The sequence below is a fragment of the Verrucomicrobiia bacterium genome, assembly GCA_035629335.1.
GTDB lineage: Bacteria > Patescibacteriota > Saccharimonadia > Saccharimonadales > Saccharimonadaceae > DASUUR01.
On record DASPIB010000001.1, the window covers coordinates 851,666 to 875,849 of the forward strand.

Annotated in this window: 27 protein-coding genes; 6 read left to right on the forward strand and 21 right to left on the reverse strand. The window is 48.5% G+C overall.

The annotated features are described in order from the left end of the window. Positions 1-36: 36 nt before the first annotated feature. From VD907_04690 to VD907_04725, 8 genes are all read right to left on the reverse strand, one after another. A complete protein-coding gene (locus VD907_04690; protein ID HYG84153.1) occupies positions 37-1,239 on the reverse strand; it encodes a S41 family peptidase in 1,203 nt (400 codons plus the stop codon). A gap of 13 nt (positions 1,240-1,252) precedes the next feature. Beyond that, on the reverse strand, positions 1,253-2,452 hold the full coding sequence (locus tag VD907_04695) for a CHAP domain-containing protein (GenBank protein ID HYG84154.1): 1,200 nt from the start codon (positions 2,450-2,452) through the stop codon (positions 1,253-1,255). Positions 2,453-2,519: 67 nt separating this feature from the next. Continuing rightward, complete coding sequence (locus tag VD907_04700; protein ID HYG84155.1) at positions 2,520-3,503, reverse strand: permease-like cell division protein FtsX; 984 nt, start codon at positions 3,501-3,503, stop codon at positions 2,520-2,522. Beyond that, complete coding sequence (ftsE, locus tag VD907_04705; protein ID HYG84156.1) at positions 3,500-4,183, reverse strand: cell division ATP-binding protein FtsE; 684 nt, start codon at positions 4,181-4,183, stop codon at positions 3,500-3,502. The genes VD907_04700 and ftsE overlap by 4 nt, the downstream gene beginning before the upstream one ends. A gap of 98 nt (positions 4,184-4,281) precedes the next feature. Next, positions 4,282-4,770 carry a hypothetical protein gene (locus VD907_04710; protein ID HYG84157.1) on the reverse strand — a complete coding sequence of 163 codons (489 nt, stop codon included), beginning with the start codon at positions 4,768-4,770 and terminating at the stop codon, positions 4,282-4,284. A 160-nt stretch (positions 4,771-4,930) separates the two neighbouring features. Continuing rightward, complete coding sequence (locus VD907_04715; protein ID HYG84158.1) at positions 4,931-5,347, reverse strand: hypothetical protein; 417 nt, start codon at positions 5,345-5,347, stop codon at positions 4,931-4,933. A gap of 120 nt (positions 5,348-5,467) precedes the next feature. Further along, positions 5,468-5,656 (reverse strand): hypothetical protein, encoded by a 189-nt coding sequence (locus tag VD907_04720; protein HYG84159.1) that lies wholly within the window; start codon positions 5,654-5,656, stop codon positions 5,468-5,470. Between the two features lie 62 nt (positions 5,657-5,718). Beyond that, positions 5,719-6,492, reverse strand: a complete 774-nt coding sequence (locus VD907_04725; protein ID HYG84160.1) for a hypothetical protein — start codon at positions 6,490-6,492, stop codon at positions 5,719-5,721. Positions 6,493-6,638: 146 nt separating this feature from the next. Here VD907_04725 and VD907_04730 point away from each other — a divergent pair, with 146 nt between their 5' ends. Further along, the gene (locus VD907_04730) at positions 6,639-6,977 is read left to right on the forward strand and encodes a hypothetical protein (GenBank protein HYG84161.1); all 339 of its coding nucleotides are present in this window, start codon (positions 6,639-6,641) and stop codon (positions 6,975-6,977) included. 177 nt (positions 6,978-7,154) lie between these two features. On the opposite strand, the gene prfB is transcribed toward VD907_04730, so the two are convergent. From prfB to VD907_04755, 5 genes are all read right to left on the reverse strand, one after another. Then, positions 7,155-8,252 (reverse strand): peptide chain release factor 2, encoded by a 1,098-nt coding sequence (prfB, locus tag VD907_04735; GenBank protein ID HYG84162.1) that lies wholly within the window; start codon positions 8,250-8,252, stop codon positions 7,155-7,157. A 2-nt stretch (positions 8,253-8,254) separates the two neighbouring features. After that, positions 8,255-9,547, reverse strand: a complete 1,293-nt coding sequence (gene murD, locus VD907_04740; GenBank protein HYG84163.1) for a UDP-N-acetylmuramoyl-L-alanine--D-glutamate ligase — start codon at positions 9,545-9,547, stop codon at positions 8,255-8,257. A gap of 3 nt (positions 9,548-9,550) precedes the next feature. Continuing rightward, positions 9,551-10,834, reverse strand: coding sequence for a pitrilysin family protein (locus VD907_04745; protein ID HYG84164.1), 1,284 nt, complete (start codon positions 10,832-10,834; stop codon positions 9,551-9,553). Positions 10,835-10,858: 24 nt separating this feature from the next. After that, a complete protein-coding gene (secA, locus tag VD907_04750) occupies positions 10,859-13,450 on the reverse strand; it encodes a preprotein translocase subunit SecA (protein HYG84165.1) in 2,592 nt (863 codons plus the stop codon). 160 nt (positions 13,451-13,610) lie between these two features. Next, complete coding sequence (locus VD907_04755; protein HYG84166.1) at positions 13,611-14,045, reverse strand: hypothetical protein; 435 nt, start codon at positions 14,043-14,045, stop codon at positions 13,611-13,613. A 153-nt stretch (positions 14,046-14,198) separates the two neighbouring features. Between VD907_04755 and VD907_04760 the strand changes: the two genes are divergently transcribed. The 3 genes from VD907_04760 (at position 14,199) to VD907_04770 (ending at position 16,516) form a co-directional block, all read left to right on the forward strand. Next, complete coding sequence (locus VD907_04760; GenBank protein HYG84167.1) at positions 14,199-15,266, forward strand: hypothetical protein; 1,068 nt, start codon at positions 14,199-14,201, stop codon at positions 15,264-15,266. 74 nt (positions 15,267-15,340) lie between these two features. Then, complete coding sequence (locus VD907_04765) at positions 15,341-15,943, forward strand: hypothetical protein (GenBank protein HYG84168.1); 603 nt, start codon at positions 15,341-15,343, stop codon at positions 15,941-15,943. A 219-nt stretch (positions 15,944-16,162) separates the two neighbouring features. Continuing rightward, the gene (locus VD907_04770; GenBank protein ID HYG84169.1) at positions 16,163-16,516 is read left to right on the forward strand and encodes a hypothetical protein; all 354 of its coding nucleotides are present in this window, start codon (positions 16,163-16,165) and stop codon (positions 16,514-16,516) included. 34 nt (positions 16,517-16,550) lie between these two features. On the opposite strand, the gene VD907_04775 is transcribed toward VD907_04770, so the two are convergent. The 4 genes from VD907_04775 to VD907_04790 form a co-directional block, all read right to left on the reverse strand. After that, a complete protein-coding gene (locus VD907_04775; protein ID HYG84170.1) occupies positions 16,551-16,943 on the reverse strand; it encodes a hypothetical protein in 393 nt (130 codons plus the stop codon). A 177-nt stretch (positions 16,944-17,120) separates the two neighbouring features. Continuing rightward, complete coding sequence (gene raiA / locus VD907_04780) at positions 17,121-17,489, reverse strand: ribosome-associated translation inhibitor RaiA (GenBank protein HYG84171.1); 369 nt, start codon at positions 17,487-17,489, stop codon at positions 17,121-17,123. Between the two features lie 90 nt (positions 17,490-17,579). Next, positions 17,580-18,881, reverse strand: coding sequence for a serine--tRNA ligase (gene serS / locus VD907_04785; protein ID HYG84172.1), 1,302 nt, complete (start codon positions 18,879-18,881; stop codon positions 17,580-17,582). An 85-nt stretch (positions 18,882-18,966) separates the two neighbouring features. Further along, the gene (locus VD907_04790; protein HYG84173.1) at positions 18,967-20,130 is read right to left on the reverse strand and encodes a polymer-forming cytoskeletal protein; all 1,164 of its coding nucleotides are present in this window, start codon (positions 20,128-20,130) and stop codon (positions 18,967-18,969) included. A gap of 138 nt (positions 20,131-20,268) precedes the next feature. Here VD907_04790 and VD907_04795 point away from each other — a divergent pair, with 138 nt between their 5' ends. Continuing rightward, a complete protein-coding gene (locus VD907_04795) occupies positions 20,269-20,526 on the forward strand; it encodes a hypothetical protein (GenBank protein HYG84174.1) in 258 nt (85 codons plus the stop codon). Between the two features lie 66 nt (positions 20,527-20,592). On the opposite strand, the gene VD907_04800 is transcribed toward VD907_04795, so the two are convergent. Next, positions 20,593-20,979 (reverse strand): metallopeptidase family protein, encoded by a 387-nt coding sequence (locus VD907_04800; protein ID HYG84175.1) that lies wholly within the window; start codon positions 20,977-20,979, stop codon positions 20,593-20,595. A gap of 66 nt (positions 20,980-21,045) precedes the next feature. Here VD907_04800 and VD907_04805 point away from each other — a divergent pair, with 66 nt between their 5' ends. Continuing rightward, positions 21,046-21,720, forward strand: coding sequence for a queuosine precursor transporter (locus VD907_04805; GenBank protein ID HYG84176.1), 675 nt, complete (start codon positions 21,046-21,048; stop codon positions 21,718-21,720). On the opposite strand, the gene tgt is transcribed toward VD907_04805, so the two are convergent. From tgt to VD907_04820, 3 genes are all read right to left on the reverse strand, one after another. Continuing rightward, entirely contained in the window at positions 21,717-22,931 is a 1,215-nt protein-coding gene (gene tgt, locus VD907_04810; protein HYG84177.1) for a tRNA guanosine(34) transglycosylase Tgt, read from the reverse strand. The genes VD907_04805 and tgt overlap by 4 nt on opposite strands. 3 nt (positions 22,932-22,934) lie before the next feature. Then, a complete protein-coding gene (locus VD907_04815) occupies positions 22,935-23,411 on the reverse strand; it encodes a nucleoside deaminase (GenBank protein HYG84178.1) in 477 nt (158 codons plus the stop codon). 89 nt (positions 23,412-23,500) lie between these two features. Next, positions 23,501-24,079, reverse strand: a complete 579-nt coding sequence (locus VD907_04820) for an NADPH-dependent FMN reductase (GenBank protein HYG84179.1) — start codon at positions 24,077-24,079, stop codon at positions 23,501-23,503. Positions 24,080-24,184 lie beyond the last annotated feature (105 nt).

Sequence of the window (24,184 nt, forward strand, 5' to 3'; positions counted from 1 at the left end):
ATCGTACTAGAAATCGACTTTCTGTACAACTGCTCCTTATCGTTTTAGCTCTCGGATGGCCCAGTCACGCTGCGGGTCACGGCCCTTATTGATGTCTTCTTCGCTCAGCTTGACCTCAAAATCTGGCGCTATACCTTCTTTATCGATATTTTTACCGAGAGGCGTGAACCATTTAGCGACCGTTACTTTTAACTGGCCGCCGTGGGGCATAGCGATAATCTTCTGTACACTGCCCTTGCCAAAGCTTACCGTACCTGCCAGCTTTGCGGCGCGGTGATCTTTCAAAGCGCCGGCCAAAATCTCACTGGCACTGGCACTGCCACCGTCAATCAAAACTACCGTCGGTATACCCTTAAGTATAGGGTTAGCGCCTGAAGTAATGGTTTGTTCGGGCACATTTTTACCTTTTTCAATCACTACTGGCTGGCTATCAAGCCACAAACTGGCAATACCCTGAGCGGTATCTACGTAGCCGCCACCGTTACCACGGACGTCAACCACCACTCCCTTAACGCCGCGGTCTTTAAATTCTTGGGCAATTGATCGCGCCAGAATTACCGTGTCTTGGTCGCCAAAGCGCGAAATACGCATAATACCAATACCGTCTTTAATTTCAGATTTGACACTTGGATCGGTGATAACGTCGCGGGTAATGGTGAAATCTTTTACTTCTTGTTCGCCTTCGCGTAAAATGGTAATTTTTACCGTTGTCCCCTTTTCCCCCCTGATTTTGCCGACTGCTTTATCTACCGAAAAGCCGGTTGCCGGTTCGTCATTAATGCGCACAATCACGTCGTTAGCTCGTAAGCCAGCGCGCCGGGCAGGACTGTTATCGAGAGTGGAAATGATAGTAAGCTTGTCGTCTCGGCGACCAAGCTCAGCACCAACGCCGCTAAAAGTACCTTCGAGTTCTTGGGTGAACTCGGCTGCTTCATCGGCGGTTAAAAAGGTGGTGTATGGGTCGCCAGCTGCTTCGGCCAGGCCACGATTAGCGCCATCCAACAGCTTTTGCACATCGAGCTTGCCATCGTAGTTACGCTGCAGCTGATTGTAGGTTTCTTGAATCGAAGAAAGATCGAGCGATTGTTGTTTCAAAAATGGGAATATTGAGGCAAGCTGGTGGCTGCGAGTCCCAGCAATAAACCCTATAATTAAGGTTAGGGCTACGATTACCGCAAGAAGCCCATAAGAAATACCGCGCTTTTGACTAGAGTGTTTTTCAGAAGAAGTGTTTGTCATTAAAGTACCTTAGTTATTGACGGGCGAATTCAAGAAAGACTAAGCCAGCAGGGCTAATTTTTCTTTTTGAAAAGGTGTCCGGGCTTTGATAATTGTATTCTGCAATCGTGATCGTACCATCACCATTTACGGCTTCCACATACATAACGTGGCCGTATGGCGGGGCAATGTTTTGATCGACCGCCGCAAACCCAGCGCGCGGGTAGTTTCGTACCTTGGCTGCGTTTACCTCGCCGTACAATGAAGCCCAGTAAGATGTAGCTGTGTCAGGCCATTGGGTGGCATCCCCACGACCGTCGAAGGTATATACTTTATAGCCTTCGCTAGCAAGGCGCCAAGCGACGTAGCTGGTACACTGGCCACGATAAAGACGGAACTCGTCAACACAATCGCCAGGGCAATTACCTATGGTTAGCCCCTGGCCGGCATATTTGTACCCACCGCCGCCGCCAACAGTAATGTATCCGCCGCGCCACCGAGCAGCGGCTTGAGCATAGAGGGCGTTCAGCTCTTGAGCCATTTGATTGATTTCGCGGCGACGTTCGCCCGCCATGCGGCTGTAATTCGCTTCTTGACCACGGGTTTCACGAAGCAATCGCTGGCGTTCGGCTTCTTTAGCCGCGATTTGATCTCTTTGACCCTTTTGTTCAGCTAAGATTTTCTCAACCGCTACTTTTTGTTCGTTCAGCTTACGGCGTAATTCTTTGATTTCATTGATTGACACTTGCAGCTGTTCGCGAATCGCCGTGCGGTATTCCTGTTTATCGATGTAGTCACCGATGCTTTTACTACTAGCCAGCATTTCTAGCGGACTTAACCCATCATCAAGATACAAGCTAGCCACGGTTTCACCCAGCACTGCCTGATTGCGCTTAATATTTGCTTCTGTTTCGGCAATTTCAGTAATTAAACCGCTGCGTTTTGCCTCATTGGCGTCTACTTTTGCCTGTATGGCTGCTTTTTCGGCGGCTAATTTAGCCAGGGCATTCTGTAGTGTATTGGCCTGCCCCTGTAAACGTTCGATTTGGGCTTCAAATTGCTTTACTTCCCGCTCGGCTGCCTCAATTTGATCGCGAATACGATCGGCAGCATTGGCCGAAACAGGCAAAGCACCAAAAGAAGCCGGCAGCGACACTGCCATTAGCAGGGCCAGCGCGTAGTATCGGGCACGAGAGACGAACTTTTTAAATGGTGTGGTGGTAGACATTTTCATAGAATCTCTTTTAATGCTAACGCATATATTTAGCCAGGTCAACCTGCTTATGGTAGTTTTTTAGGAGCTAAACTTTTAGGTAGCGGTGCACCGCAAACAGCGAGGATATTATGCCTATTATAGCGCCAACTACGATCATACCAGCCAAAATAACTGGGCTCATGATAGTGACAAATTCAAGGGTAGGCTGAATGATAATGCCGTAATTTGATAATGGTCCTTGTAGCGCACGAAGCGCCAGCCAACCAATAAAGGTAGCGATTACCGCCGCGAAAAAGCCATACATCATCGCTTCGACCAGAAAAGGCCCGCGGATAAAATTGCGATCCGCCCCAATCAGCTTCATCATCTGTATTTCTTCTTTGCGGTTGAAAATTGCCATGCGGATAGTGTTAAAAATAATTAAAATAGAAATAATCATAAATATGACACTAGCAATAACCCCGGCGCGCTGCGCAAATTCTATCCCCTGGCCTATATTTTCGATGGCTTCTTTGCGCTCGCCGGCAAAAGACGGCTTGCGGGTTGGCTCTAAAAAGTTCTTGAAATCAGTGTCGTTGGTGACGATTTCTTCAATCGCCTTCATATTGTTTAAGTCTTTTACGCTAACCCGTAAACTCGCCGGAAATGGGTTGTTTGGCAGTTCGGCGATCACTTGTAGTTGCTCTGGGTCGGTGCTATTTTGCTCGGCATAAATTTGTTTGGCTTCTTCGGCGCTTACGTAGCGTACGCCGTTAACATTCGGTGAGGCTTTTAATTTGTTGGTTAAAATCGCCACGTCGCCAGGGGTAATGGTATTTTTAAGGTAAATTGACACATCGACTTTATTACGAAGGTCATCCACCGTGCTAATAAGTACGTTACGGGCAACGAAGGTTGAAAATACAATCAGCAGCGTAATCGTCATGACGGCGGTTGCGGCAACGGTTAGCCAAGCGTTCCTCGAGAAGTTATTAACCCCATAGCGGCACATGCGCACAAACGTTAGCCAACGGCGACGCAGCTGTTTGTTTTGCCGAAGTGTGGCCCGGGCATCGTGTGAACGGTTCATTGTCGGTAGCTCCCCTGCACTTGATCAGAGGTGACTTTACCATGATCAATAGTAATCACTCGGCGTTTTAATTTATTTACAATTTCAACGTTGTGCGTAGTAAGCAGTACGGTCGTGCCATAACGGTTAATTTTCTCGAGCAGCCGCACAATATCCCAACTGTGACGTGGGTCAAGGTTACCGGTGGGCTCGTCGGCAATCAGGATTTTAGGCTGCCGTACCACTGCCCGGGCAATTGCCACCCGCTGCCGTTCACCGCCCGAAAGTTCGTGAGGAAACTTTTTCTCCTTGCCGGTCAGCCCCACAAGGTCAATAACTTTTGGGACGGTATTCTTGATCTCGCGATTGGTCATACCCGCGATTTCAAGCGCAAAGGCCACATTTTCAAACACAGTGCGCTGGGGTAAAAGCTTAAAATCTTGAAACACCACCCCAATTTTGCGCCGCAACAGCGGGATTTGGCGATCTTTGAGGGTGTCGTAATCGATGCCGCCAACGACAATTTTACCGCTGGTGGGCTTTTCTTCGCGGGTCAATAATTTCAATAAAGTTGACTTCCCTGCCCCGCTGGTACCAACTAAAATGACGAATTCTTTGGGTTCTATATGAAGACTCACCCGGTTTATGGCCGGTTTGGTATCCTTCCCGTAGATTTTTGTAACCCGATCTAACAGAATCATGTAGTTTCATTGTAGCACAAGCATAATAGCGCTGCTGGTTTGATGTGGAAATTACGCCCATAAATTAACCCGCCAGCGCACTGCACTGGCGGGGGTAGTTAGATCACCGGACACTTCCCCTGCTGGTTGTACTGCTCCAGAAGCTGACCCTCGAGCGGTGTGGTACGCTCACCATACGGACAGCCGAGAATCCACGTGCCGTTCTGTTTGATAGCGGTAATTTCATGCCAACCGCTACCATTGTTAGCGTTTGCGCCTCGAACTTTCACCTCAGCGCGATCCGCAGCATCGTTCACGCTCACCGACAAGTAGTCGACGCCTCGAGCATTGAGCATTTGCTGCACTTCACCCTCGGCACGCTCCTTGAGCGAATGCGTAGCTGCTGCCTGCTCCATGTGCGCGACAGTCGACGGCCAATTGACGACACAGATCGCCGCGAAGAGAAAGCCCGCAAGTAACACCCCCGCAATGCCAGCAAGACGTCTTCCCGATGTCTTTGCCTTATCGCGAACAATCGTAATGCCGAAGATCATTATGAAAATCAGCGCGACGGCTATACCACTGTAGATGATGATTGCGCCTGTCACCTTGGCCTCCGTGATCTCAGATACTATTTAATCATAACATCTAATTCTGGTATTGCAATAACAGATTACGCTAGTCCTTGCCCCCTTAAGCTAGGACAGCTTATCTTAATATAGTCCTGTTTTGTCGTCTGCACTACGCCATTGCAGTGCAGACGTTATTCTAACCCCTAGGGTTACCTGCTGCATCGAGCGTCTCTTTTGGCTTGAGATGCTGGAGCCAGCGTTGGGTTACAGGCTCATCGTATACCTTCTTTGCGGCCATAACTGCGACGATATAACCGATGCTTTTAAAATACTCCGCCATCCAGGCAATGGTCTTTTCTGCCGGGTTATCCTCTCCCAGCAGCTCACTCACCGGAACCGCTAGTTTAGAATTGGGTGCTAACTTATAAGTATCGCTATCGGCAGGAAGACTCGAGAATGGAATTCGTTCGCCAACAGTAAGATTCACCAGCTGCCATTCGTCTTCTGTCAGGGGAAATACGAGAACGCTAGAACCAGTTTGTTGCACACGAGTCCTCACACGCTCCCGTGCGCCAACTGACACGTCACCAACTACCAAGATCAGCTTCTTCATGCTTCACTCCTTCGAAAGACGCCGTATCCATTATACAGTTTTTTAGGCAATATCACCGTTGGTACCAGGCTTGGCTCACTTCTTCCGCAAGTCGCCATTTGCACTCAGTAAGCATGTGGATCACCTGATCAGCTTCGCAATAGTCGCTGGGTGTCCAGTTTGAGCCTTTAGCCCAACCAGCATTCGGCGGGTTAGCGGCCGTCGCGTTTCGGCTTCAATCAGCAACTTCCAAGTAATCATAAAGCGCACGAAGTGCTCCGGCTGGCCATAACAAGCCCGCTCCCAGACTTCCTTACTAATCGGTGCCACGCTGCCCCAATCATTGAAGGACACTCAGATTTATAGCAGCCCTAGGCTTATAAAGCAATTAACTAATTCTTAGATATATTATTGTTTTCGTTTTTGAACTGTTCAATTGTTCTTTCAAGCAAGAAAAGACTGACATCGTCTTTGGTGCGGCCCTCGCTATGAAATGGTGTTTTTATTACACCAATAAGCAGTAGTACGTATACCAGAATAAAAGTGATAGCACCGGTGATTAACAAGCCACCAAAAAATGGCTCAATTTCGGTAAAAAGCAGTAGCGCAATCGCCAGAATCACAATCGACCAAGCAAGAATATTTGCTGACGGTAAAAAAGTAATCCGCTGAATATAATTCACTCGCGACAAGTTGCGCTGCAATGAGCCATGCTGTTGCTTTAGCTTAACGATAAAGTTTGCCGGCACCCCAACCTTTTCCATTACCGCGTGCAGTTGGCCAAGTGCGCGCAGTTCGTTACGCGCTTCATGGCTGCGGCTATCGCGCAGGTCATTGGTAAGTGAAATTGCTACTTTTTCTAGCTGCAGGCGGTAGGTTTGAAAATCAAAATCAGGGTAATTTTTGCTAATTGATAGGGCATCTTCGTACATATTTTCCAGTGTCGACGCGGCTTCAGCAGGTATTCTTTCGGCTTCTTTATAATCGGCAATGGTGGCTGAAAGCAAGAAACCGATGACAAAAATAACGCCCGAAATCGCACTACTATGCAGCGAGCCAAGAACAATTGGCTCGAGTTGAAAGGTGTGTAACGCAAATTTTACCCCAAGCAGCACGGCAGTGACAATAAGCGTGATGATTGCAATTCGATAATTTGAGATGCTCATGACAAAAAGTATACCAAGAAATAGGTCATTTTCACTAGACCGTTTATGTATCTGTTCTAGACATACTTGCTATATTTATGGTATAGTACTAAAACACATCCTTGCCCAAATTGGGAGATATCGTGTATTTGCATACGCAGTGTTTTGTGTTGGATTCTGGTGCCGTCGGCTTTATGGGCACGCTGACCACCACCAGTCGAATCGAAGACGACATGGAAGGTACGGAGCTGGTGTTTTTGCAGGGTGTTACTGATGCAAACGGCCAGCAGCCCGACCTTTACGTCAACCCTGATGACCTGAGCAGTCGTCTTCCTGGAGTCAAGCTGGAGGTTTCAGTGAAGACGAATGGCTCGTCGATGCGCGCTTCCCACCCGAAGCTTGCACAGGAGCAGTTGATGACGCAGGTCGCCGACGCGCTTTATGAGGTGGTCTGCGGCAGTCACAACTTGCCGAATTGCATCAAGCTGACGCCGGTGTTGATCTAGAAGAAGGACATGATCTCTCCCACGTAGCGATATACTCGCGCTACGTGGGAGAGATACAGTAACGTTGTGAAAAAGATATTGCTTCACTTTTCTTGTCTCTTTAGACTAAACACCTAAGGAGATTTTTTATTTCATGGTAATGCGTAGCGCACATGCAGCGCTTTACTCGCAAACCGCTTACCTATTTGTAGCGGCTTCGGCTTTGGCATCAAGAAAGCTATCGATGAATTCATTAATACCGCCATCAAGTACTTTTTGGGCGTCGCGTACTTCAAAACCGGTACGCGTATCTTTTACCAGCGTGTACGGGTGCAGTACGTAATTTCTAATCTGGCTTCCCCATTCGGCCGATTTGCTTGGCCCTTTTAGGTCTTGGAGCGTCTCTTGGTGCTGCTCGATTTGTAGTTGTGCTAATTTTGAACGGAGCATTTTAAGAGCTGTTTCTTTATTTTGTAGCTGTGAACGCTCGTTTTGTATACTAATTGTAATACCAGTTGGCAGGTGCGTCACCCGAACGGCGGAATCGGTGGTGTTCACACTTTGACCGCCGTGGCCACCAGCGCGGAAGACATCGATTTTAAGGTTTTTGTCGTCGAGCTGCACTTCATCGGGCGTCTCGATTTGCGGCAAAACTTCTACTAGCGCAAAGCTGGTTTGGCGAAGATTATCGGCATTAAACGGACTCAAACGTACCAGCCGATGCACCCCATGTTCCCCTTGCAACTTACCATAAGCATAAGGGCCGGTAATTTCGATAACACTGGTTTTCACCCCGGCTTCTTCGCCAGCTGAACGCTCGATGATGCTGGTGGTCATGCTGTTTTTTTCGGCCCACCGCAGATACATTCTTTCGAGCATCTGCGCCCAATCCTGCGCATCGGTACCACCGGCTCCAGCGGTAATACGCACAATTGCATTGTGGTCGTCGTAGGGGCCTTTAAAAAGGAGTTGTTTTTTTAAAGCCGCAAATTCGGTTTCCATAGCCGCCATTTGCTCTTCAAATTCTGGTAGCATCGATTCATCGCCCAGCGCCATAAGTTCAGCGATATCTGAAGCTTGTGCTTTTAAGGTGATCCAGGGATCAGTGATGGCTTTGCTGGCGGCGAGGCGCTTACTTTTAGCCTGCGCAAGTTGGGGGTTGTTCCAAACGCTCGGCTCGCTGAGTTCTTGCTCGAGAGCCTGTTGTTCATGCAGCTGAGCGTCGATTGCCAATTGCACATAGGCTCGTTCTATGGCTTCCGTTAACTCTTTACTGCGTTTCAATAAAGGCTGCATAACTAGTTGGGGAGCGCCCTTACCGCCTCAATAAATTGATCGCCGCGATCTTGATAGCTTTGAAACATGTCGAGGCTCGAACAGGCTGGACTAAGGAGCACCACGTCGCCTGGCTGGGCGGCTTGGTCGGCTTTTTGAGCAATTTCGGGCATAGTTTTGTTACCAATGAGTTCATATTCTGTAAAGGCGGCGTTCTGGAGCGCTCGGGCAATAGTTTCGGCTTCCGCTCCGACCAGCAGTACTTTGCGGATATTGTGACGTTGTAGCTCTTCGGCTAAAGGCTTAAAATCGGCCCCTTTCGTAGCGCCCCCAAGGATAAGTACTTTAGGTGCAGCAAAAGCCCGGATCGCGGCAATCGACGAACCAGGCGTGGTGGCAATACTGTCGTCGTAGTACTTTACTCCTTGTTTTTCGGCCACAAACGCCAGGCGGTGCGGCAAACCGTGAAAACTGGTGAGGCCTTTGGCGATCACCTCGCCCTCATCCACCCATGGCCAGGCGGCAATAATTGCTGCCAGCGCGTTTTCAAGGTTATGTTCGCCAGGCAATCTCACCGCTGTTGTGGCGCAGATTTGTTGGGCTTTATGGTAGAAATAACCATCACGTATATAAAACCCGTCCGCGCTGGGATAACCAAATTTTATTGCGGCAGATTGCGCCGCGATTTGCCGAGCATACGTATTAGGGGCGTAAAAAATAACCCGGTCTTCGCTGGTTTGAAATCGCGCAATACGCGCCTTAGCCTGGACGTAATCGTTCATGTCGCGGTGCACGTCAAGGTGATCGGCTTCAATGGTAAGCACCACAGCAGTTTGAGGTGAGGCTTCGATATCCCACAGCTGAAAACTGCTTAGTTCATAGACCACAATGTCATCGGCAGTAATAGTTGGCAACACATCGAGCGCACCGAGGCCAATATTGCCAACTAAGTGGACTTTTTTGCCAGCTACCCGCAGGATGCTCGCTATAAAACTGGCGGTCGTCCCCTTACCTTTGCTGCCGGTTACGCCAATAATATGCGCCGGACAATCGGCAAAGAAGAGCTTAGTCACCGAAGTAATTTCGCCGCTAGACGTAATGCGGTGTGGTGCAATCGACGGCGTCCGGATAACCAGATCGGCGGGAATGTCCAAAAAATCTGTCCGCCCGCCTATATAATTCACCGTTTCGGGCAAGTAGCTTGGCCGTTCGATGGGCGCGGCATAGACTGTAAATTCGGCCTGCGGATACTGAACCGCTAAGTAGCGGTGAGCGCTTTTCCCTTCAATACCGTAACCAAGCAGGGCTATTTTCATAAATTACTTAAAGATTGGCGTTAACTTTTGGTGTAGGCGTTCAAGTAGGGCGTCATCTGCGCTGCCAATGCCGCCGAGTAGCCAGCAGTTCTGATTCACGAATTCCTGCGCCACTCGCACAATAGTATCTTTGGTGATGGCATTAATGGCCCGCGGGCGACTATCATAGCTGTCGAAGGTGTCATCAAAGAAAAAGCGGTTGGCGTACCAGCCGTTAATTTGCCCGACAGTTTGCGCGCCCATTTGATGGCGACCGAGGGCGTATTGTTTCGCTGCGGCAATTTCTTCTTCGGTCAATTTGCCGTCGAGCAAATTCTTTACTTCGCTAACTATGACATCCATCAAGCCCTCGGCGGTATCAAGATTAACCTGCGCCCCAAAATCCCATGAACTAGTGTGCTCATAGACCGATGTATCCGAAAAGATACTATAAACCAAGCCCTTCTTGCGTGCTTTACCATAAATCCGTGAATACAATGTTCCAGTAAGAATATGGTCGGCGCAGGCCATCGCATCGGCCTCTTTGTTACTAAGGCGACGTGGCAGATTCATCGACCAGCCAAAGGTCAGGTTGGGCGATTCTTTACGCTTAATAAGTAGCGGCTTTTCAACGGCATGGAGCGTATCTACGGGGATATCGAGGCGCTGTCCTTCTTGGAGCTGCCATGATTCAAGCATTTCCATCAGGCGCTTTTTGCGGCCTTGCAGTTTGCCGGCAATTACAAAACGGAGATTTTCGCTGGTATGGGTGCGGGCATAATGTTCGCGTACGTCGGCAAGCGTAACATTAGCGATGGTTTTTAGGCGCTGCTGATAGGTCAAAACGTCTTCACCCAACAGTTGTTGCATGCGCGGCCAAAGCACCCGATTGTGATTATTGAGATAGCCGGTTAGCTCGCTGCGAACATTGCCGGTTTCGGACTTTAAGTCGTCTTCGCTAAAGCGCGGCTCGGCAATTGCTAACTGCTGCAAGTCAAGAATGCGGTCCCACTCAAAATCGGCGCAATCACTCACATACACCATGCTGTAATCGCTGGTGTAGGCATTGTGATAGGCGCCGTTTTTGGTGAATTCGGCTTCGTAGGCGTGTTCGTCTTTAAAGCGTGCATTGGCGCCAAAAGCCATGTGCTCCATAATATGAGCGGTTTCATAAATATCTTTGCTGCGGGTAAACCGATTGCCCGCCCGGAACTGGAATTGAAAGCTCATGACAGTGGCGCCGGGCACATCAATCAGCAACCCTTTGGCACCCGTCTTAAGCTTTACTTCTGTAACAGTATGCTTCAATTTATCTTCCCTTAAAATTAGCTATTACCGACTTTTTTTGCGATTTTGCCGCTCGGCTTTGCGTTTTTTAGCTTTGACCTTTTTCGTTTTTTGCTCGGTTGAAGCTTTTTTGACCGTAAAGTTCACTTCTTTTTCACCGGAGGCAACTTCGTTAACGCCTTTTATAACCGCCGATTGCGCGGCGCGGGTTAGCTCGGTGCCGTATTCGTCGTCTTGTAATTTAACGTCGCTCTTTCGGACATGCATAACTGCCCGTAGCACTTCATCGCGCAAAGTGCCTTGTAGGGCTTCGAACAGTTTTTGCGATTCTTGGCGATATTCAACCAGCGGATCACGCTGCCCCATGCTGCGCCAGTGAATGCCTTCACGAAGGTGCTGCATATTCTCGAGGTGTTGCATCCAGAGCGTATCAAGCACCTGAATATAGACTTCGCGTTCAACGGCCCGCATGCCTTCTTCGCCAACTTCGGCTTCTTTTGACTTATAAAACTCTGCAACGGCTTTTTTGGCTTTTTCGAGGCGGAGCTTGTCCTTCTTTTCGGCGCCAAAATCTTTGACCTGCTTTTCGTCGAGCGGGAAGATAGTCGTAAGTTCTTGTATGAGTTTTGGATTATTCTTGATTGGATTTCGCAGCAGATCTTGAAGCGCTGCAGTTATTAACTTTTCGATCTCGGGTTTAATATTTTCGCCGAGCAAGATGTTGCGCCGCATGGTGTAGACTACTCGGCGATGTCGGTTGATCACGTTGTCGTACTGAACAACATTTTTACGCGCATCGTAGTTAAAGCCTTCAACCCGTTTTTGAGCTGATTCAAGGGTTTTACTAATCGCCTTGTTTTGGATGGGCGTGTCGTCGTCAACGCCCAAACGGGTCATTAAAGCCGCCACGCGGTCGCCCTGGAAAATACGCATCAAGTCGTCTTCGGTGCTGACGTAGAATTGGCTCATGCCTGGGTCGCCCTGACGGCCACCGCGACCTCGCAGCTGGTTGTCGATTCGGCGCGATTCGTGCCGTTCAGAACCAATCACCACCAAACCGCCAAGCTCACGCACGCCTTCACCTAAAATAATATCGGTACCGCGCCCGGCAATGTTGGTAGCCAGTGTTACGGCGCCCTTTTGGCCAGCTCCGGCCACAATCGCTGCTTCGCGCTCGTTATTTTTGGCATTAAGTAATTCGTGCTTTACGCCAGCTTTGATTAATTCGCGGCTGATAAGCTCGTTTTTGGCAATCGAAGCCGTCCCGATCAGTACCGGTCGACCAATCTCCTGGAATTCTTTTACTGCCTTGGCAATAGCGGTTATTTTGGCCTTTTCGGTACGGAAGATCAAGTCAGTTCGATCGTCGCGAATAACTGGCTTGTTCGATGGAATCTGGATTACATCTAGGCCGTACACCTGCTGAAACTCTTCGGCTTCAGTAAAGGCGGTACCGGTCATACCGGCGAGTTTTTCGTATAAACGGAAGTAATTTTGGAACGAAATCGTTGCCAGAGTCATATTTTCTTGCAGCACTGGCACGTTTTCTTTGGCTTCAATCGCCTGGTGCAGCCCTTCGTTGTAGCGACGGCCTTGCATTAAACGCCCGGTGAATTCATCGACAATAATCACCTCTTTGTCGGTACTGACCACGTAATCTTTGTCGCGTTTAAACAGTGCCTGGGCTCGAAGTGCCTGGTCCATGTGGTACACAGCGCGCACTGCGTCGGGACTGTATAAGTTTTTTATACCCAACATTTTTTCGACTTTTTCAACGCCAGATTCGGTTAAAGAAACAGCGCGGCGCTTTTCATCAACCACGTAATCAGTGGCTGGATCGAGTTTATCGGCAATTTTGGCAAACTGCTTATACGACTCAGGACTTTCGGCTGCCGGTGCTGAAATGATTAATGGCGTCCGGGCTTCATCGATTAAAATCGAGTCTACTTCGTCAACAATCGCGTAGTGCAAATCGCGCTGGCGCAAAAGATCGGCATCATTAACCATGTTGTCGCGCAGGTAGTCGAAGCCAAATTCGTTGTTGGTTCCGTATGTAATATCGGCGGCGTAAGCTTCTTTACGAGTGACTGGGCGTAGTTTGCGCATGCGGGGGTCGTCATGAGCGTCATTGTCGAAGCTCGGGTCATAAATAAACGAAGCATCGTTAATAATAACAGCGGTCGAAAGGCCTAAGAAATCGTACAGCTTACCCATCCAACCGGCATCACGCTGCACCAGGTAATCGTTAACGCTCACTACGTGCACACCCTTACCAGTCAGGGCGTTGAGGTAAGTCGGTAAGGTGGCGACAAGCGTTTTTCCTTCACCGGTTTTCATTTCGGCCACGTTGCCTTCGTGCAGGGCAATACCACCAATCAGCTGTACATCGTAGTGGCGCATGCCAAGCTTGCGATCGGCCGCTTCACGCACTAGTGCAAAAGCATCGGGCAAGATTTTATCAAGCTTCTCCCCCTTTTCAAGACGTTCTTTCAGTATCGCCGTCTGCTTGCGCAGTTCGGTTTCCTTCATTGCTTTATACTTATCAGCAAGATTATTGATTGCAGCTACCTGTTTTTTCAGTCGCTTGAGTGTGCGCGCTTGCGGGTCGCCAAACACTTTGGTGAGCGCTTTTTTCATCCAAACATCCCCTCTTATTGGTATCAGTATTCAGTTACTGAACAGTATACGCCTTTTTGGCCATAAGGGCAATCGCTGGTGAGTTACTGCGAGCCAATAAATTTAAAGACCCACACCAATCGATTTGATTGATGTGGGTCGCTTGACTAGCTAGTCGAGCCTACTCCGTGTTTGCCTTGCGGAAGTCTGCCAGCAACTGCATACGTGCTGGCGGGCTAGATGCCGTATCCTTTAGGAGGGTGAGTGGCCGACGCTCTTCGAGCACCCGAATGAGCTCAAGTTCTTTCAGCGCCAGATCGATGACACCTGGCTGCACCACTAGAATCACCGCCTCACCAGCGTCACTAACCCCGAAGACCACAAATGCATGCTGCCGCTGGTGAATCATCCGGAGACCGGCCAGCTTATCGCCCTTTAGCGGAACACCGGCCGTACGCGGATTCTTAAGCTGCTGCTCGATCCAAGTAATATACGTGCCCATCGAACGTCGCGGCAAGTTATTCAAGAAGTCTTCAGCCGCGCTATCCATCAAAAAGATCTTGGAGTCGCCCACGATATCCCTTTCACTAGGCGATGTACTATGAAGCAGAATCATTATAACACCTTACCTAGGAAATACTAATCAATACTATGACCCTTAACGATATATAGCGGTGAACTAGTCACCAAGAATGAGCATCTGGTATCATACGTAAGGTCTTCCGTACCCCATTCTAAACAAATACCTACCGTAAACTTGAGAGCAGCCATGCCTAAAGATGAATTTCATACACTCGATGCACTTTTTACAAAGCACGCTGAAGAAAAATACGACGCGCAGGCCATGCTTGAGTTATGGCTACGGGCGCTCGAAGTTGGCGATGTCTTCCCGGCTGAGCGTCATAAAATCGCCCAAAGAATAGCCGCTTTTCATAAAGACACACCGCTAAAAGACGACGCCGATATTTTTGATGAAATCTATGCGCAGTTTTATGCTATCGCTCACCCATCCACCAAGCCGACCACTAGCATAACCGCACAATGGACAGAGTTAAGAAGATTATTGCAACTACTGCAGGCCAAACTGAGGGGCACGCTAGAACAACCTCGTAACTCAGTGCCGGAATTCTCGTTTTGGCGGCTCGAACAACCTTTCAATACTCCCCTTGATCTCATCGGCTGCTGGAATACCTACACTTCGCGCATTCAACACGAACCAAAAAAGCATGCCTTGCTCGCCTATCATGCCGCTCGTCAATCGCAAAACAGCAAGTTTTTGCACTGCCGCGTGCCGGACTTTGCAGGCCTGCACGAGCAATTTCTGCAATTACAAAATGCCACCCTAAGCACTAAAGATATTCAGTTAAGGCTAGCCACGATACGTGACATGCTGGCAAAAGCCGCCCACTACTACCAGCAGTTCACGCCACTCGATCGCGCACCTGAAACCTTCATGCAACGCTACGAAGCAATTAAGAATAGTAAAGAAAAGATCAGTAGCATTCCTGAGCTGAAGGGCTTCCTGCGTTTTGCGGTAGACCTGGCCGAGCCACCTGAATATCGCGGCATGCGCGGCACAATGGCGCGTCTGATTCAAGAGCTTTTTCTAGATCTCTCTATTGTGAAACATATTAGTCATCACCCTGCTTGGAATCAAATTGTAATTGATCTTGAAAATCTTGATATGTTTGATGATTTATATTACGACGATGAAAATAATAGCTACTATAGCGACGTGTCTTGGGAAGGTTTCGCTCAGCATGTTTATAGCTTTTTAGGTATGCCAGCTTCGTATTTAAGAAAGAGTAGTCAAAAGTTGCCCGTGCAAGCCTGGTAGACGGATCAGCTAATTTCTATTATTGATAGGTAAGCCATTCTTCTCTTTAAAAAGTGTTGACAGTTTGAGGGAGTTTGGACTTAAATGTTCTTGCGCTGCCCCTTGTCGCCACTAAAAAGAACGAACACCAGTATTTTAATATGTTCCTCCCTCAAAAAGCTCACCAACAACTAGAACAATCGCTTCGAACTGCCGACTGGAGTTTGTTTAAAGATATCCGCTATACCTACGGACAGGAGGGAGATGTCTTCTACATTGAAGATTTAGACCTTTCAGGCTTGGATCTCGGAGATATTCCTTCCGACTTCTTGTGCTTTAAGAACTGTAATTTAGATAATGCTACTTTCGAGGGCATGCAATTTTGGCCCACGGCCTTATGGTCATGCAGCGCTCGGCATTTAGGATTAGAGAATACCACAGGTATGTTATTTGCCTATCGAACGGACCTGCGAGGAGCAATATTTGATAAAGACACCAAGTTATATCCTTCGCAGCGCACGGATCTCCCGTCTGCCTTTGAGCAGTGCCAGTTAGATGACACATTTAAGGAGTTTGTGTTAAAACAAGGTGCGACATTACATTTCCCGAAGGAAATGAATATTCCATTTTATGCGTTTGGCGTAAAACAGAAAGAAGCCGAGATCTTTTACATGGCTACAGACGAAAAAGCAAGATAGCTGACGCCGCCTGTGCAAATATAATGCCTTTAAAAAAGAACAGTGGTGGCCTGCTTCATACGTGCTTGATGTGAGCCTCTAGTATTACCCCTGCTGCTATGTTAGTATCCTGTTAGCATAATCGACTGTTGTAAGAATTTCTATATCGTCCATTTCTGTTATTATTGATCCATGCAACTGCCTCCGCCGCTCAAACAATTTGATGCCCTCTGTAACTTCATGAAAAGCGAAGCATTTGATTTTGGCAGCCTGCAAGCAGTCGTCAATTTCTTGCGTCACGCGTATGAAATAGGTAACAAATATCCTTCACATCGCTCCCGCATTGCTAAGCAAACTCACGAAGTCATCTATGCCGCCTCGGATGAGCAGTTTGCAATGGTACTTCACTTAAGCCAAAAACAACCCATCGACGAACGCTCTGCAAATAGCCGAGCTTGGCAAAATTTAGACCTCTTTTTTGAAGATATGTCGCTCTTTGATTCACTTTATCAGAATGAGCCGAACAAAGAAGTATATAGCGAGAGCGCATGGCGGCAGTTTCTCTTTGTAATCGAGCAGTTCGAAAAAAAATAGGCGCACTCTCTTATTAAGAAAGTGCGCTGATCGCCTATTCAAACCTCTTCTTGAAAACTGAGAAGCGTTTGCCAGGCGGACCGGGCAGAAGCCATTCTTCAATGCTGCCATATTTCACAATAATATGCCCGTGCCCATAGCCCATTGGTCCGTCAGTTCCGCCATAAAAGATATCGACTCGATCAGGGTGATCGTTTTCTCCAAATCTCAGCATAGCTGGATGCCCACTAACTGTACCTTCACGCCAGTACACTGGTCTTTTCGACCCATGAACTTTAGTTTTCTCAAACTTCCTAAGGGCTTCTTCCCTGGCTATTGCGACCAGGCGAAGTACTTCACCTCGCGAAATACGAGACGCCCAGTATTCGCGTCTTGCTTCTTCTTCGGCTTCCTTTTCTTGCAGGATAGCAGCAGCATGTGCATTCAAGCTCTCTCTAGTCCATCTACCAGACTTTATCATCCTGCCGGCAGCCTGACGCAGATCATCCCAGGAAAAGGTCACCCTGCACCCCTAAGTTATGCCGCTAGACCATCTAGCCGCAAATATGATAGCACATGCAGATACAATTGTCAGGTGAGTTCAGGTATAAAGCTTTCTTGTATCTTAGCTTCGGCCAAGATTGCGCTTGAATCTCCCTAAAATACCGTACGCACCGCGTCGGGGGGAGTGTTCATCCTTATATTTTTTGAGCTGGTTTTTAAGTTTTTCTTCGACAATATCCACCGCCGCCAGCATGTTGACGGTTGAATCTTTAGCAACCAATGTCTGATCGGGGACGTGCAAAATTACTTCGCATTCGTATTTGTTACCGTTTGCCCGATTAACTTCTTTAAGCCTAATTTCGGCGCTCACGCTTTTGCGGGCGTGCCTGGGTATATAGCGGTCGAGGTTACCAATTTTGCTCATCGCATAGCGCCGCGTGGTGGCATCGATGTCGTATTTTACCCCTGTAATCGCAATTGATGCAATCATAGTAACCTCCTTTTTTATGAAAAGTACTGTACTTTTAGTATACCTGAAAAACGCTTCGATTGGGACGGTTTGTCCGCATTCATTAGGTAGCTACCGCAAGGTTTCGCGACCGCCAAGATATGGCTGTAATACTTTAGGCACGCGTACACTGCCGTCTTGGTTTTGGTAGTTTTCAATGATGGCAATTGGCCCCCGGCTCAGCGGCAGAGCGGTGGCATCGTTGGTGTGTACTAATTCAAGGTCGCCATTGGCGCGGCGCACCCGAATCTTTAGCCGGCGCGACTGGTAGTCGGTCATGTAATCGGCGGTATGGGTTTCACGGTATTTCCCCTGCCCTGGCAGCCAGGCTTCAATATCTACCCCGCGCGCATTAGGCTTACCGATATCAAAGGTGCATTTTAGAAGCAATTGATAAGGGATCTCAAGCAGCTCCATGATTTTTTCTTGAATGGCAATCAGAAAGAGGTGCTCGTCTTTGCCGGCTTCGGCGGTGGTGAGGCTTTCCATTTCCAGCTTATCGAATTGGTGCATACGGAACATACCCTCCATATCCTTGCCGTAAGTACCGGCTTCGCGGCGAAAGCTGGTGGCATAACCAATGTAGCGCAAAGGTAGATCGGCCTCCATGAAGGTTTCATCGGCGTGCATACTGCCAAGCACATGCTCGGCACTGCCCTGTAGCCACAAATCTTCATCTTCTATTTTGTAGCGATCGTCGCGCGGCTCAAGGCGATCCATGGCGTCGTATAGTTCGGTGCGGAGCATGAGTGGCGGCAGAATCGGCACAAAAGGCTTGTTGCTCACCGGCAGGCCGGTTTCTTTAATGACGTCATCAACAAACGCTTGGTCACTAAGCTTATCGGTAATAAATTGGATTAAGGCAAACTGCAACTTCACTAAATCGCCTTTTAGGTACGCAAAGCGGCTCCCAGCAACCTTAGCGGCCCGCTCTTTATCGAGCCAGCCATTCTGGGCAGCAATTTCAGCGTGATTTTTGGCTGTAAAACCAAATTCTGGCGGCCTGCCGACGGTTTTTACGACAACATTCTCCTCTTCGCTGGCACCGACTGGTACATCATCAAGCGGAAGGTTAGGAATCCTTTTGAGGGCGACTAAAAATTCTTCGTCAATAACCCGAAACCGCTCTTCGACTTCAGCTAGAGTAGTTTTAAGCACTCGTCCTTCATCAATTATTTTCTGCTCGGGCTTACCTTTTTTCATTTTCGACGCAATATCGTTACGCTTCGCGCGCAGTTCGTCGGCTTTTTGTTGTATTTCGCGCCGCTCGGCGTCGAGTCCTAACACAGCATCAATATCAACTTCGTAGCCTTTTTGGACACTAAATTGTTTCACGCGCTCTGGGTTGTCGCGCACATAACGGATATCTAACATATTTGTAGTATACCACTACAGGGGTAAAATAATACAAGCCAAAGATTGCCTTGGCTTGTATTATTATAGGCGAGACCGAGAACTTCTAAGATTTCACCAGTTTGGCTTGCGGCTCGCTTGGTTGCGAGAAGTTATAGCGAACCAGCCCCGAAAGCACTACCCCAAGAGCGTAACCAAAGGTGATGACATAGGCAAAAATATTCACAATTGGTATGAAGAATAAGGCACTCAAGATCAAGCTACCGACCAGCGTTTCAATAACCGGATGCGTGTTTGGTCGGCTTTTGAAGATGAGATTACCAATGTAATGGCCAAATAATGGCGCACTCACCATCACTACCAACATCAGGCCTACCGCTAAAATACCACCTAGGAGCACCCCGATACCTGAAAGCAGTGCCAGAATAATCGCAACCGGTGTGGCAAAAATCGCTACCGCACCAGTCAGCGCCACCACCCCTGGTTTTTGAGTGGCGTGAGCGGTAAGGTTTTGCAGCATTCGTGGAAACAACGCCGCTAGTCCAACACTAACCAGAAGAATCATTAAAGTCATAAAAATGAAGTCGATCAGCTTTTCAGCAGGCGTTGCTGGCTGTTCAGAAGGCTGCTCGGGTGGATCGTGACGAGTTATTTCACCGCCAACTTTTGCACCAGCCGATTGCTGCACTTCAGCATAACTGTAATAGTGCACATTTCCAGCGATGTTTGCAGCCGTGCCTAAGCTAAAAATATCAACTGCCGCCGTGGCATCGCGGCCAACTTTGCCGTTTATTTGCGCTTCACCCGAACTAATTACCGCGTCGCGCTGCACGGTGCCATTTATACTGGCTGAAAGAGTCGCTAGAGTGAGGTCTTTCCCAATTTTTGCCTTGCTATCCATAACAAACGCTTGGGCAAGCACGCTGGCATTGCCTTCAATATTCCCGGTTACCGTGACGTCCAGACCGGCGAGTCGAACATCGCCCTCGACCACGCCATTCAGGCGCACCGTTTGCGCCGCGCACAGCACGTCGCCACTAACGTTTCCGTTAATCGTCACCGTTTGACCAGCACAGAATACGTCGCCATTAACATCGGCTTCAACCGTCACATCATCACCCGCAATAAAGAGCGTGTGATCGATTTTTTCGGTTTTCTCAGCTTTGACGACTTCCCCGCTCCGAAAGGCAGTGGCTTGTGCAATACCGCCAACCACCGCTGGCAACGCAACCAACGCTAATGCCAGAAGGGCAAGTTTCCATTTACGCATGTTGTTCTCCTTAATGTAAGTTTCTACCTTTTATTGTACTAAAGAATAGTAAAGCTATTAAATTTTTCGTTTGCAAAGTTCTATTATTCATAATATTGTAATCAAGGAACAGCTTCGATATCGCAAATAGGAGATACGATGCAACAAGGCAATCGTCGACTCAGGGCACTGGCAAGCGCTACCTATGACCAGCTCAAGGCGCTACTCAACCCCGATGAAGTACTGGTCGTGTTTTGTTCTACTAGCGCTGCAACAACCCAACGGGGTAAATGCATTTCTTCTAAAGCCGATTTTGACAAAGCGCTATCAGATTTTATGAGGCTGAATGGAACAAACTTTAAGTGGTTTGCCAGCACCACTCACTCAACTACGCCCGAAGATTATGATTTGAGATGAGGTTGCTGCGCTAGACCCCTGACTATCTGTAGCCAGATAGTCAGGATTTTTATATCTTTACCAATTTTAAGAGCCTCCTAAGCGGTCGATCTGCTCGTGATCGAGCCCAAAATGATGCGCTACTTCGTGCCAGACTGTTTTGCGGGTTCGCTCGCGTAACTCTTCTACCGTCCGCGAGGCGGCAATGAGTGGTAACTTAAAAATAGTGATTTTATCCGGCAGTACAAAGCTGTAGCCAGCCCCACGGGTTACCTGGGGAATACCTTCGTACAGCCCAAATAGCGTCTCGTAGTGGCGAAGACGCATTTTTTCGCGCTGCTGCGGGCTGGGCTGGTCGGCGGTGACAAAGGCGACATTATCGAGACGACGGCCGTATTTTTCGGGTAGGGCATCGATTGCCTCAGCCACAATCGCCCCGAAGGCTTCGTCGGTGATTCCTAAGTGATTTTCCATTACTTTCATTAGTATAGCAAAGCAGGATGGCGTATAATAACGAAGTTGTTTAAATTACGGGAAAATATGAAGAGATTTAGATATTACGACCTCATTCTGGCTGCTTTTGCTGCCCTGCTGCTGATATCAAATATCGGCGCAGTAAAATTGATCGACATCGCCGGTATTATTACTGATGGCGGGGCTATTTTGTTTCCACTTACCTACCTACTCGGCGATGTATTAACGGAAGTTTACGGTTACAAATACGCCCGTCGGGCTATCTGGACCGGCTTCGGCATTTCGGTGCTACTATCGGCCACACTCTTCTTGGTGCAAATCGCCCCACCGGCTGCCGCCTGGCCAAACCAAGCGGCCTTTGAAACTGTGCTTGGCTTTGTGCCCCGAATTGTACTCGCCAGCCTCTGTGGCTATTTAATCGGACAGTTTTTCAATGCCTTCGTGCTTGCCAAGCTTAAACAGCGCACCAAAGGCAAAAAACTCTGGGCTCGGCTGATTGGCTCGACCATTGTTGGTGAGTTTTTTGATACGCTGGTTTTTTGTACAATTGCCTTCGCCGGCATTTTAAGTGGCCAGGAATTTATTACTTACGTCGCCTTCGGATTACTTTATAAAACTGCCGTCGAGATTATCTTACTGCCAGTTACCTACCGCGTTATTAGCTTCCTTAAAAAACGCGAGCAGCAAGACAGTCTTGATGATCAGACCAACTTTACACCCTTTAAAGTTTCAACCGATTAATTTGTTCCGTAGTAGCGCGCCAGCCAGGCTGCTTTAAATTCGAAAAAGCTGCCGTCCTGGATGCTGGCACGAATATCATCAACCAGTTTTACAATAAACCGTTCGTTATGAATGGTGGCTAAGGTACCCGCCAACATCTCGTGTGCCTTAAATAAATGATTCAGATAGGCTTTGGTGTAATTTTTACAAGTATAACAATCGCAGTCGTCGCTGACCGGTGAAAAATCTTGCCGATAACGAGCTCCGCCAATATTGATTCGGCCGGTTGGTAAGTACACCGAACCATTACGCCCTACTCGTGCCGGCGATACGCAGTCGAAGGTGTCGGCGCCGTTTTCAATGCCGGCAAAAATGTCGTCTGGTTCGCTTATACCTAGTAAGTGCCGCGGCTTGTCTTCGGGCAATTCTTCGTTGATCCAGCGAACGATTGTGCCTAAATTTTCTTTTTCAAGCGCACCGCCAAGCCCGTAACCATCAAATGGCAGGCTTCCCATAAAACGGCCAGCTTTTCGCCGCAAATCTTCGTACTGAGCACCCTGAATCACCCCAAATAGGGCCTGGTAGGGCTTGCCTGCCCGCTCTTTGGTGAGGCGATCGTGCTCAGTCAGGCAGCGTTCCGCCCAACGGTGGGTTCGCTCGAGCGATTCTTCCTGGTATGTTCGGCTGTTAAGCAGCGTTGTGCATTCATCAAAGGCAAACATGATATCGGCGCCCAGCTGGTGTTGGATTTGCATAGAGATTTCAGGGGTAAAACGATGTAAGTCACCGCTTAAATGCGACTTAAAAGTCACGCCCTCTTCATCGACAAAAGCTAAACGCTGCTTTTTTCGGGCGATCACGTCATCGCGGGTAAAGCCATCGGCATTCATAGCAATTACTTTTTTAAACCCAACTCCTAGCGACATCACCTGAAACCCGCCTGAATCGGTAAAAGTTGGCCCTGGCCAGTTCATAAACTTACCCACGCCACCTGCTTGATCTACCACCTGTGGTCCAGGCTGCAAATACAAGTGATAGGCGTTCGCTAGCACCGCCTGAGCACCCAAAGACGCGACTTGCTCTGGCACGACTGCCTTGACCGTTGCTTTTGTGCCGACCACAATAAACGCTGGCGTTGCAATATCACCGTGAGGCGTCTGTATCACCCCTGTTCGTGCTAAGGAATTTTTGCCAAGTCGAGCAGTAACTTTAAAACCAAAATCTTTTTTCATAGCCTAGTAATCGACGCGGTCAGTCTTTTGCTGCCAGCCTTCAAATACGGTAATAGCATCGTCGTTGGAAACCCGGATAAACGGAATCGACCGGTTTTCGTACGGTACCGCCAGCTCTTCATAAATAAACGAGTCATCAAAGCCAATATCAGCCGCATTTTGCTGGGAATTAGCATAGTAGACAACTTTTGGTCGCGCCCAATAAATCGCGCCGAGGCACATCGGGCACGGCTCGCAGCTGGTATAGAGCTCGCAATCATCTAGCTGGAAAGAGCCGAGCTTTTCACAAGCCCGACGAATCGCCACTACTTCAGCATGCGCCGTTGGGTCGTTAGTTGAAGTCACCTGATTATAGCCTTCAGCAATTATCTCACCCTTTTTCACAATTACCGCACCAAACGGGCCGCCTTTATCCTGGCTCATACCCTGGCGGGATAGCTCGACGGCACGTGCCATATATTTTTCTTGGAAATTACTCATATATAGTAGTATAGCAAAACAACACCGGCTGGTGCATGGCAAGAGTTAGTGCAGCGTGACAAATTTCCCTGGCGGAGGGTATAAAGCAGCTAGATAAGCCCTTTGTCGCGGGCATCTCTTAATACCCGAGCCAGCCCAATCAGCTGCCGGTAGGCCTTCGTGACTTGTCGCTGATAAGTCGTTGCGTATTCAGGTTTTATAGTACAGTCGGTGTCAAAAATTTTTTGAATTTCCGGAAAGTAGACATCATAACTTGTCGTAATAAGCCCTAGGTGACGCACCGTACCAAGCAGCGCCTCAACTGCCCGCACGCCGCCCCACGGGCCATCGCTAACACCAGCCAGAGCGACCGGCTTATGGCTATAGCCCTCGAGTTCGCTATCGAGAAGGCGCTTTAAGCTGCCCGGAAAGCTACGATTGTATTCGGGCGTCACAATAAAAAAAGCATCAGCTTCGTGAGTAATTTGTGTGTAGCGCGGATCTTTGTGCTCGGGCGCGTTACCATCACCAGATAGTACAAAATCTTGCGGATCCACCGCCAAAATCGAAACACCATCGAGCTGACGGCCAATATCGGCAACAAAACGAGCGGCAGCAATTGAACGGCGTTGTTCACGGGCTGTACCGGCAATAACTGCTATTTTGAAAATTTCCGCCGTGCTCATCATTTATTGCCTCGTTATGTAATAAAGAGACCGACGCGGGCGCTAAAGAAAGCACAATATAGTTACAAGTGGATTTTCATTGTAGCAGCTGTAACAGAGGAGTCAAGA

Excerpts from the sequence above, each read along its gene's own strand:
- VD907_04690 (HYG84153.1), bottom strand. The coding sequence starts at position 1,239 with ATGACAAACACTTCTTCTGAAAAACACTCTAGTCAAAAGCGCGGTATT.
- VD907_04695 (HYG84154.1), bottom strand. The coding sequence starts at position 2,452 with ATGAAAATGTCTACCACCACACCATTTAAAAAGTTCGTCTCTCGTGCC.
- VD907_04700 (HYG84155.1), bottom strand. The coding sequence starts at position 3,503 with ATGAACCGTTCACACGATGCCCGGGCCACACTTCGGCAAAACAAACAG.
- ftsE (HYG84156.1), bottom strand. The coding sequence starts at position 4,183 with ATGATTCTGTTAGATCGGGTTACAAAAATCTACGGGAAGGATACCAAA.
- VD907_04715 (HYG84158.1), bottom strand. The coding sequence starts at position 5,347 with ATGAAGAAGCTGATCTTGGTAGTTGGTGACGTGTCAGTTGGCGCACGG.
- VD907_04725 (HYG84160.1), bottom strand. The coding sequence starts at position 6,492 with ATGAGCATCTCAAATTATCGAATTGCAATCATCACGCTTATTGTCACT.
- prfB (HYG84162.1), bottom strand. The coding sequence starts at position 8,252 with ATGCAGCCTTTATTGAAACGCAGTAAAGAGTTAACGGAAGCCATAGAA.
- murD (HYG84163.1), bottom strand. The coding sequence starts at position 9,547 with ATGAAAATAGCCCTGCTTGGTTACGGTATTGAAGGGAAAAGCGCTCAC.
- secA (HYG84165.1), bottom strand. The coding sequence starts at position 13,450 with ATGAAAAAAGCGCTCACCAAAGTGTTTGGCGACCCGCAAGCGCGCACA.
- VD907_04755 (HYG84166.1), bottom strand. The coding sequence starts at position 14,045 with ATGATTCTGCTTCATAGTACATCGCCTAGTGAAAGGGATATCGTGGGC.
- VD907_04760 (HYG84167.1), top strand. The coding sequence starts at position 14,199 with ATGCCTAAAGATGAATTTCATACACTCGATGCACTTTTTACAAAGCAC.
- VD907_04770 (HYG84169.1), top strand. The coding sequence starts at position 16,163 with ATGAAAAGCGAAGCATTTGATTTTGGCAGCCTGCAAGCAGTCGTCAAT.
- raiA (HYG84171.1), bottom strand. The coding sequence starts at position 17,489 with ATGATTGCATCAATTGCGATTACAGGGGTAAAATACGACATCGATGCC.
- serS (HYG84172.1), bottom strand. The coding sequence starts at position 18,881 with ATGTTAGATATCCGTTATGTGCGCGACAACCCAGAGCGCGTGAAACAA.
- VD907_04790 (HYG84173.1), bottom strand. The coding sequence starts at position 20,130 with ATGCGTAAATGGAAACTTGCCCTTCTGGCATTAGCGTTGGTTGCGTTG.
- VD907_04795 (HYG84174.1), top strand. The coding sequence starts at position 20,269 with ATGCAACAAGGCAATCGTCGACTCAGGGCACTGGCAAGCGCTACCTAT.
- VD907_04800 (HYG84175.1), bottom strand. The coding sequence starts at position 20,979 with ATGGAAAATCACTTAGGAATCACCGACGAAGCCTTCGGGGCGATTGTG.
- VD907_04805 (HYG84176.1), top strand. The coding sequence starts at position 21,046 with ATGAAGAGATTTAGATATTACGACCTCATTCTGGCTGCTTTTGCTGCC.
- tgt (HYG84177.1), bottom strand. The coding sequence starts at position 22,931 with ATGAAAAAAGATTTTGGTTTTAAAGTTACTGCTCGACTTGGCAAAAAT.
- VD907_04815 (HYG84178.1), bottom strand. The coding sequence starts at position 23,411 with ATGAGTAATTTCCAAGAAAAATATATGGCACGTGCCGTCGAGCTATCC.
- VD907_04820 (HYG84179.1), bottom strand. The coding sequence starts at position 24,079 with ATGATGAGCACGGCGGAAATTTTCAAAATAGCAGTTATTGCCGGTACA.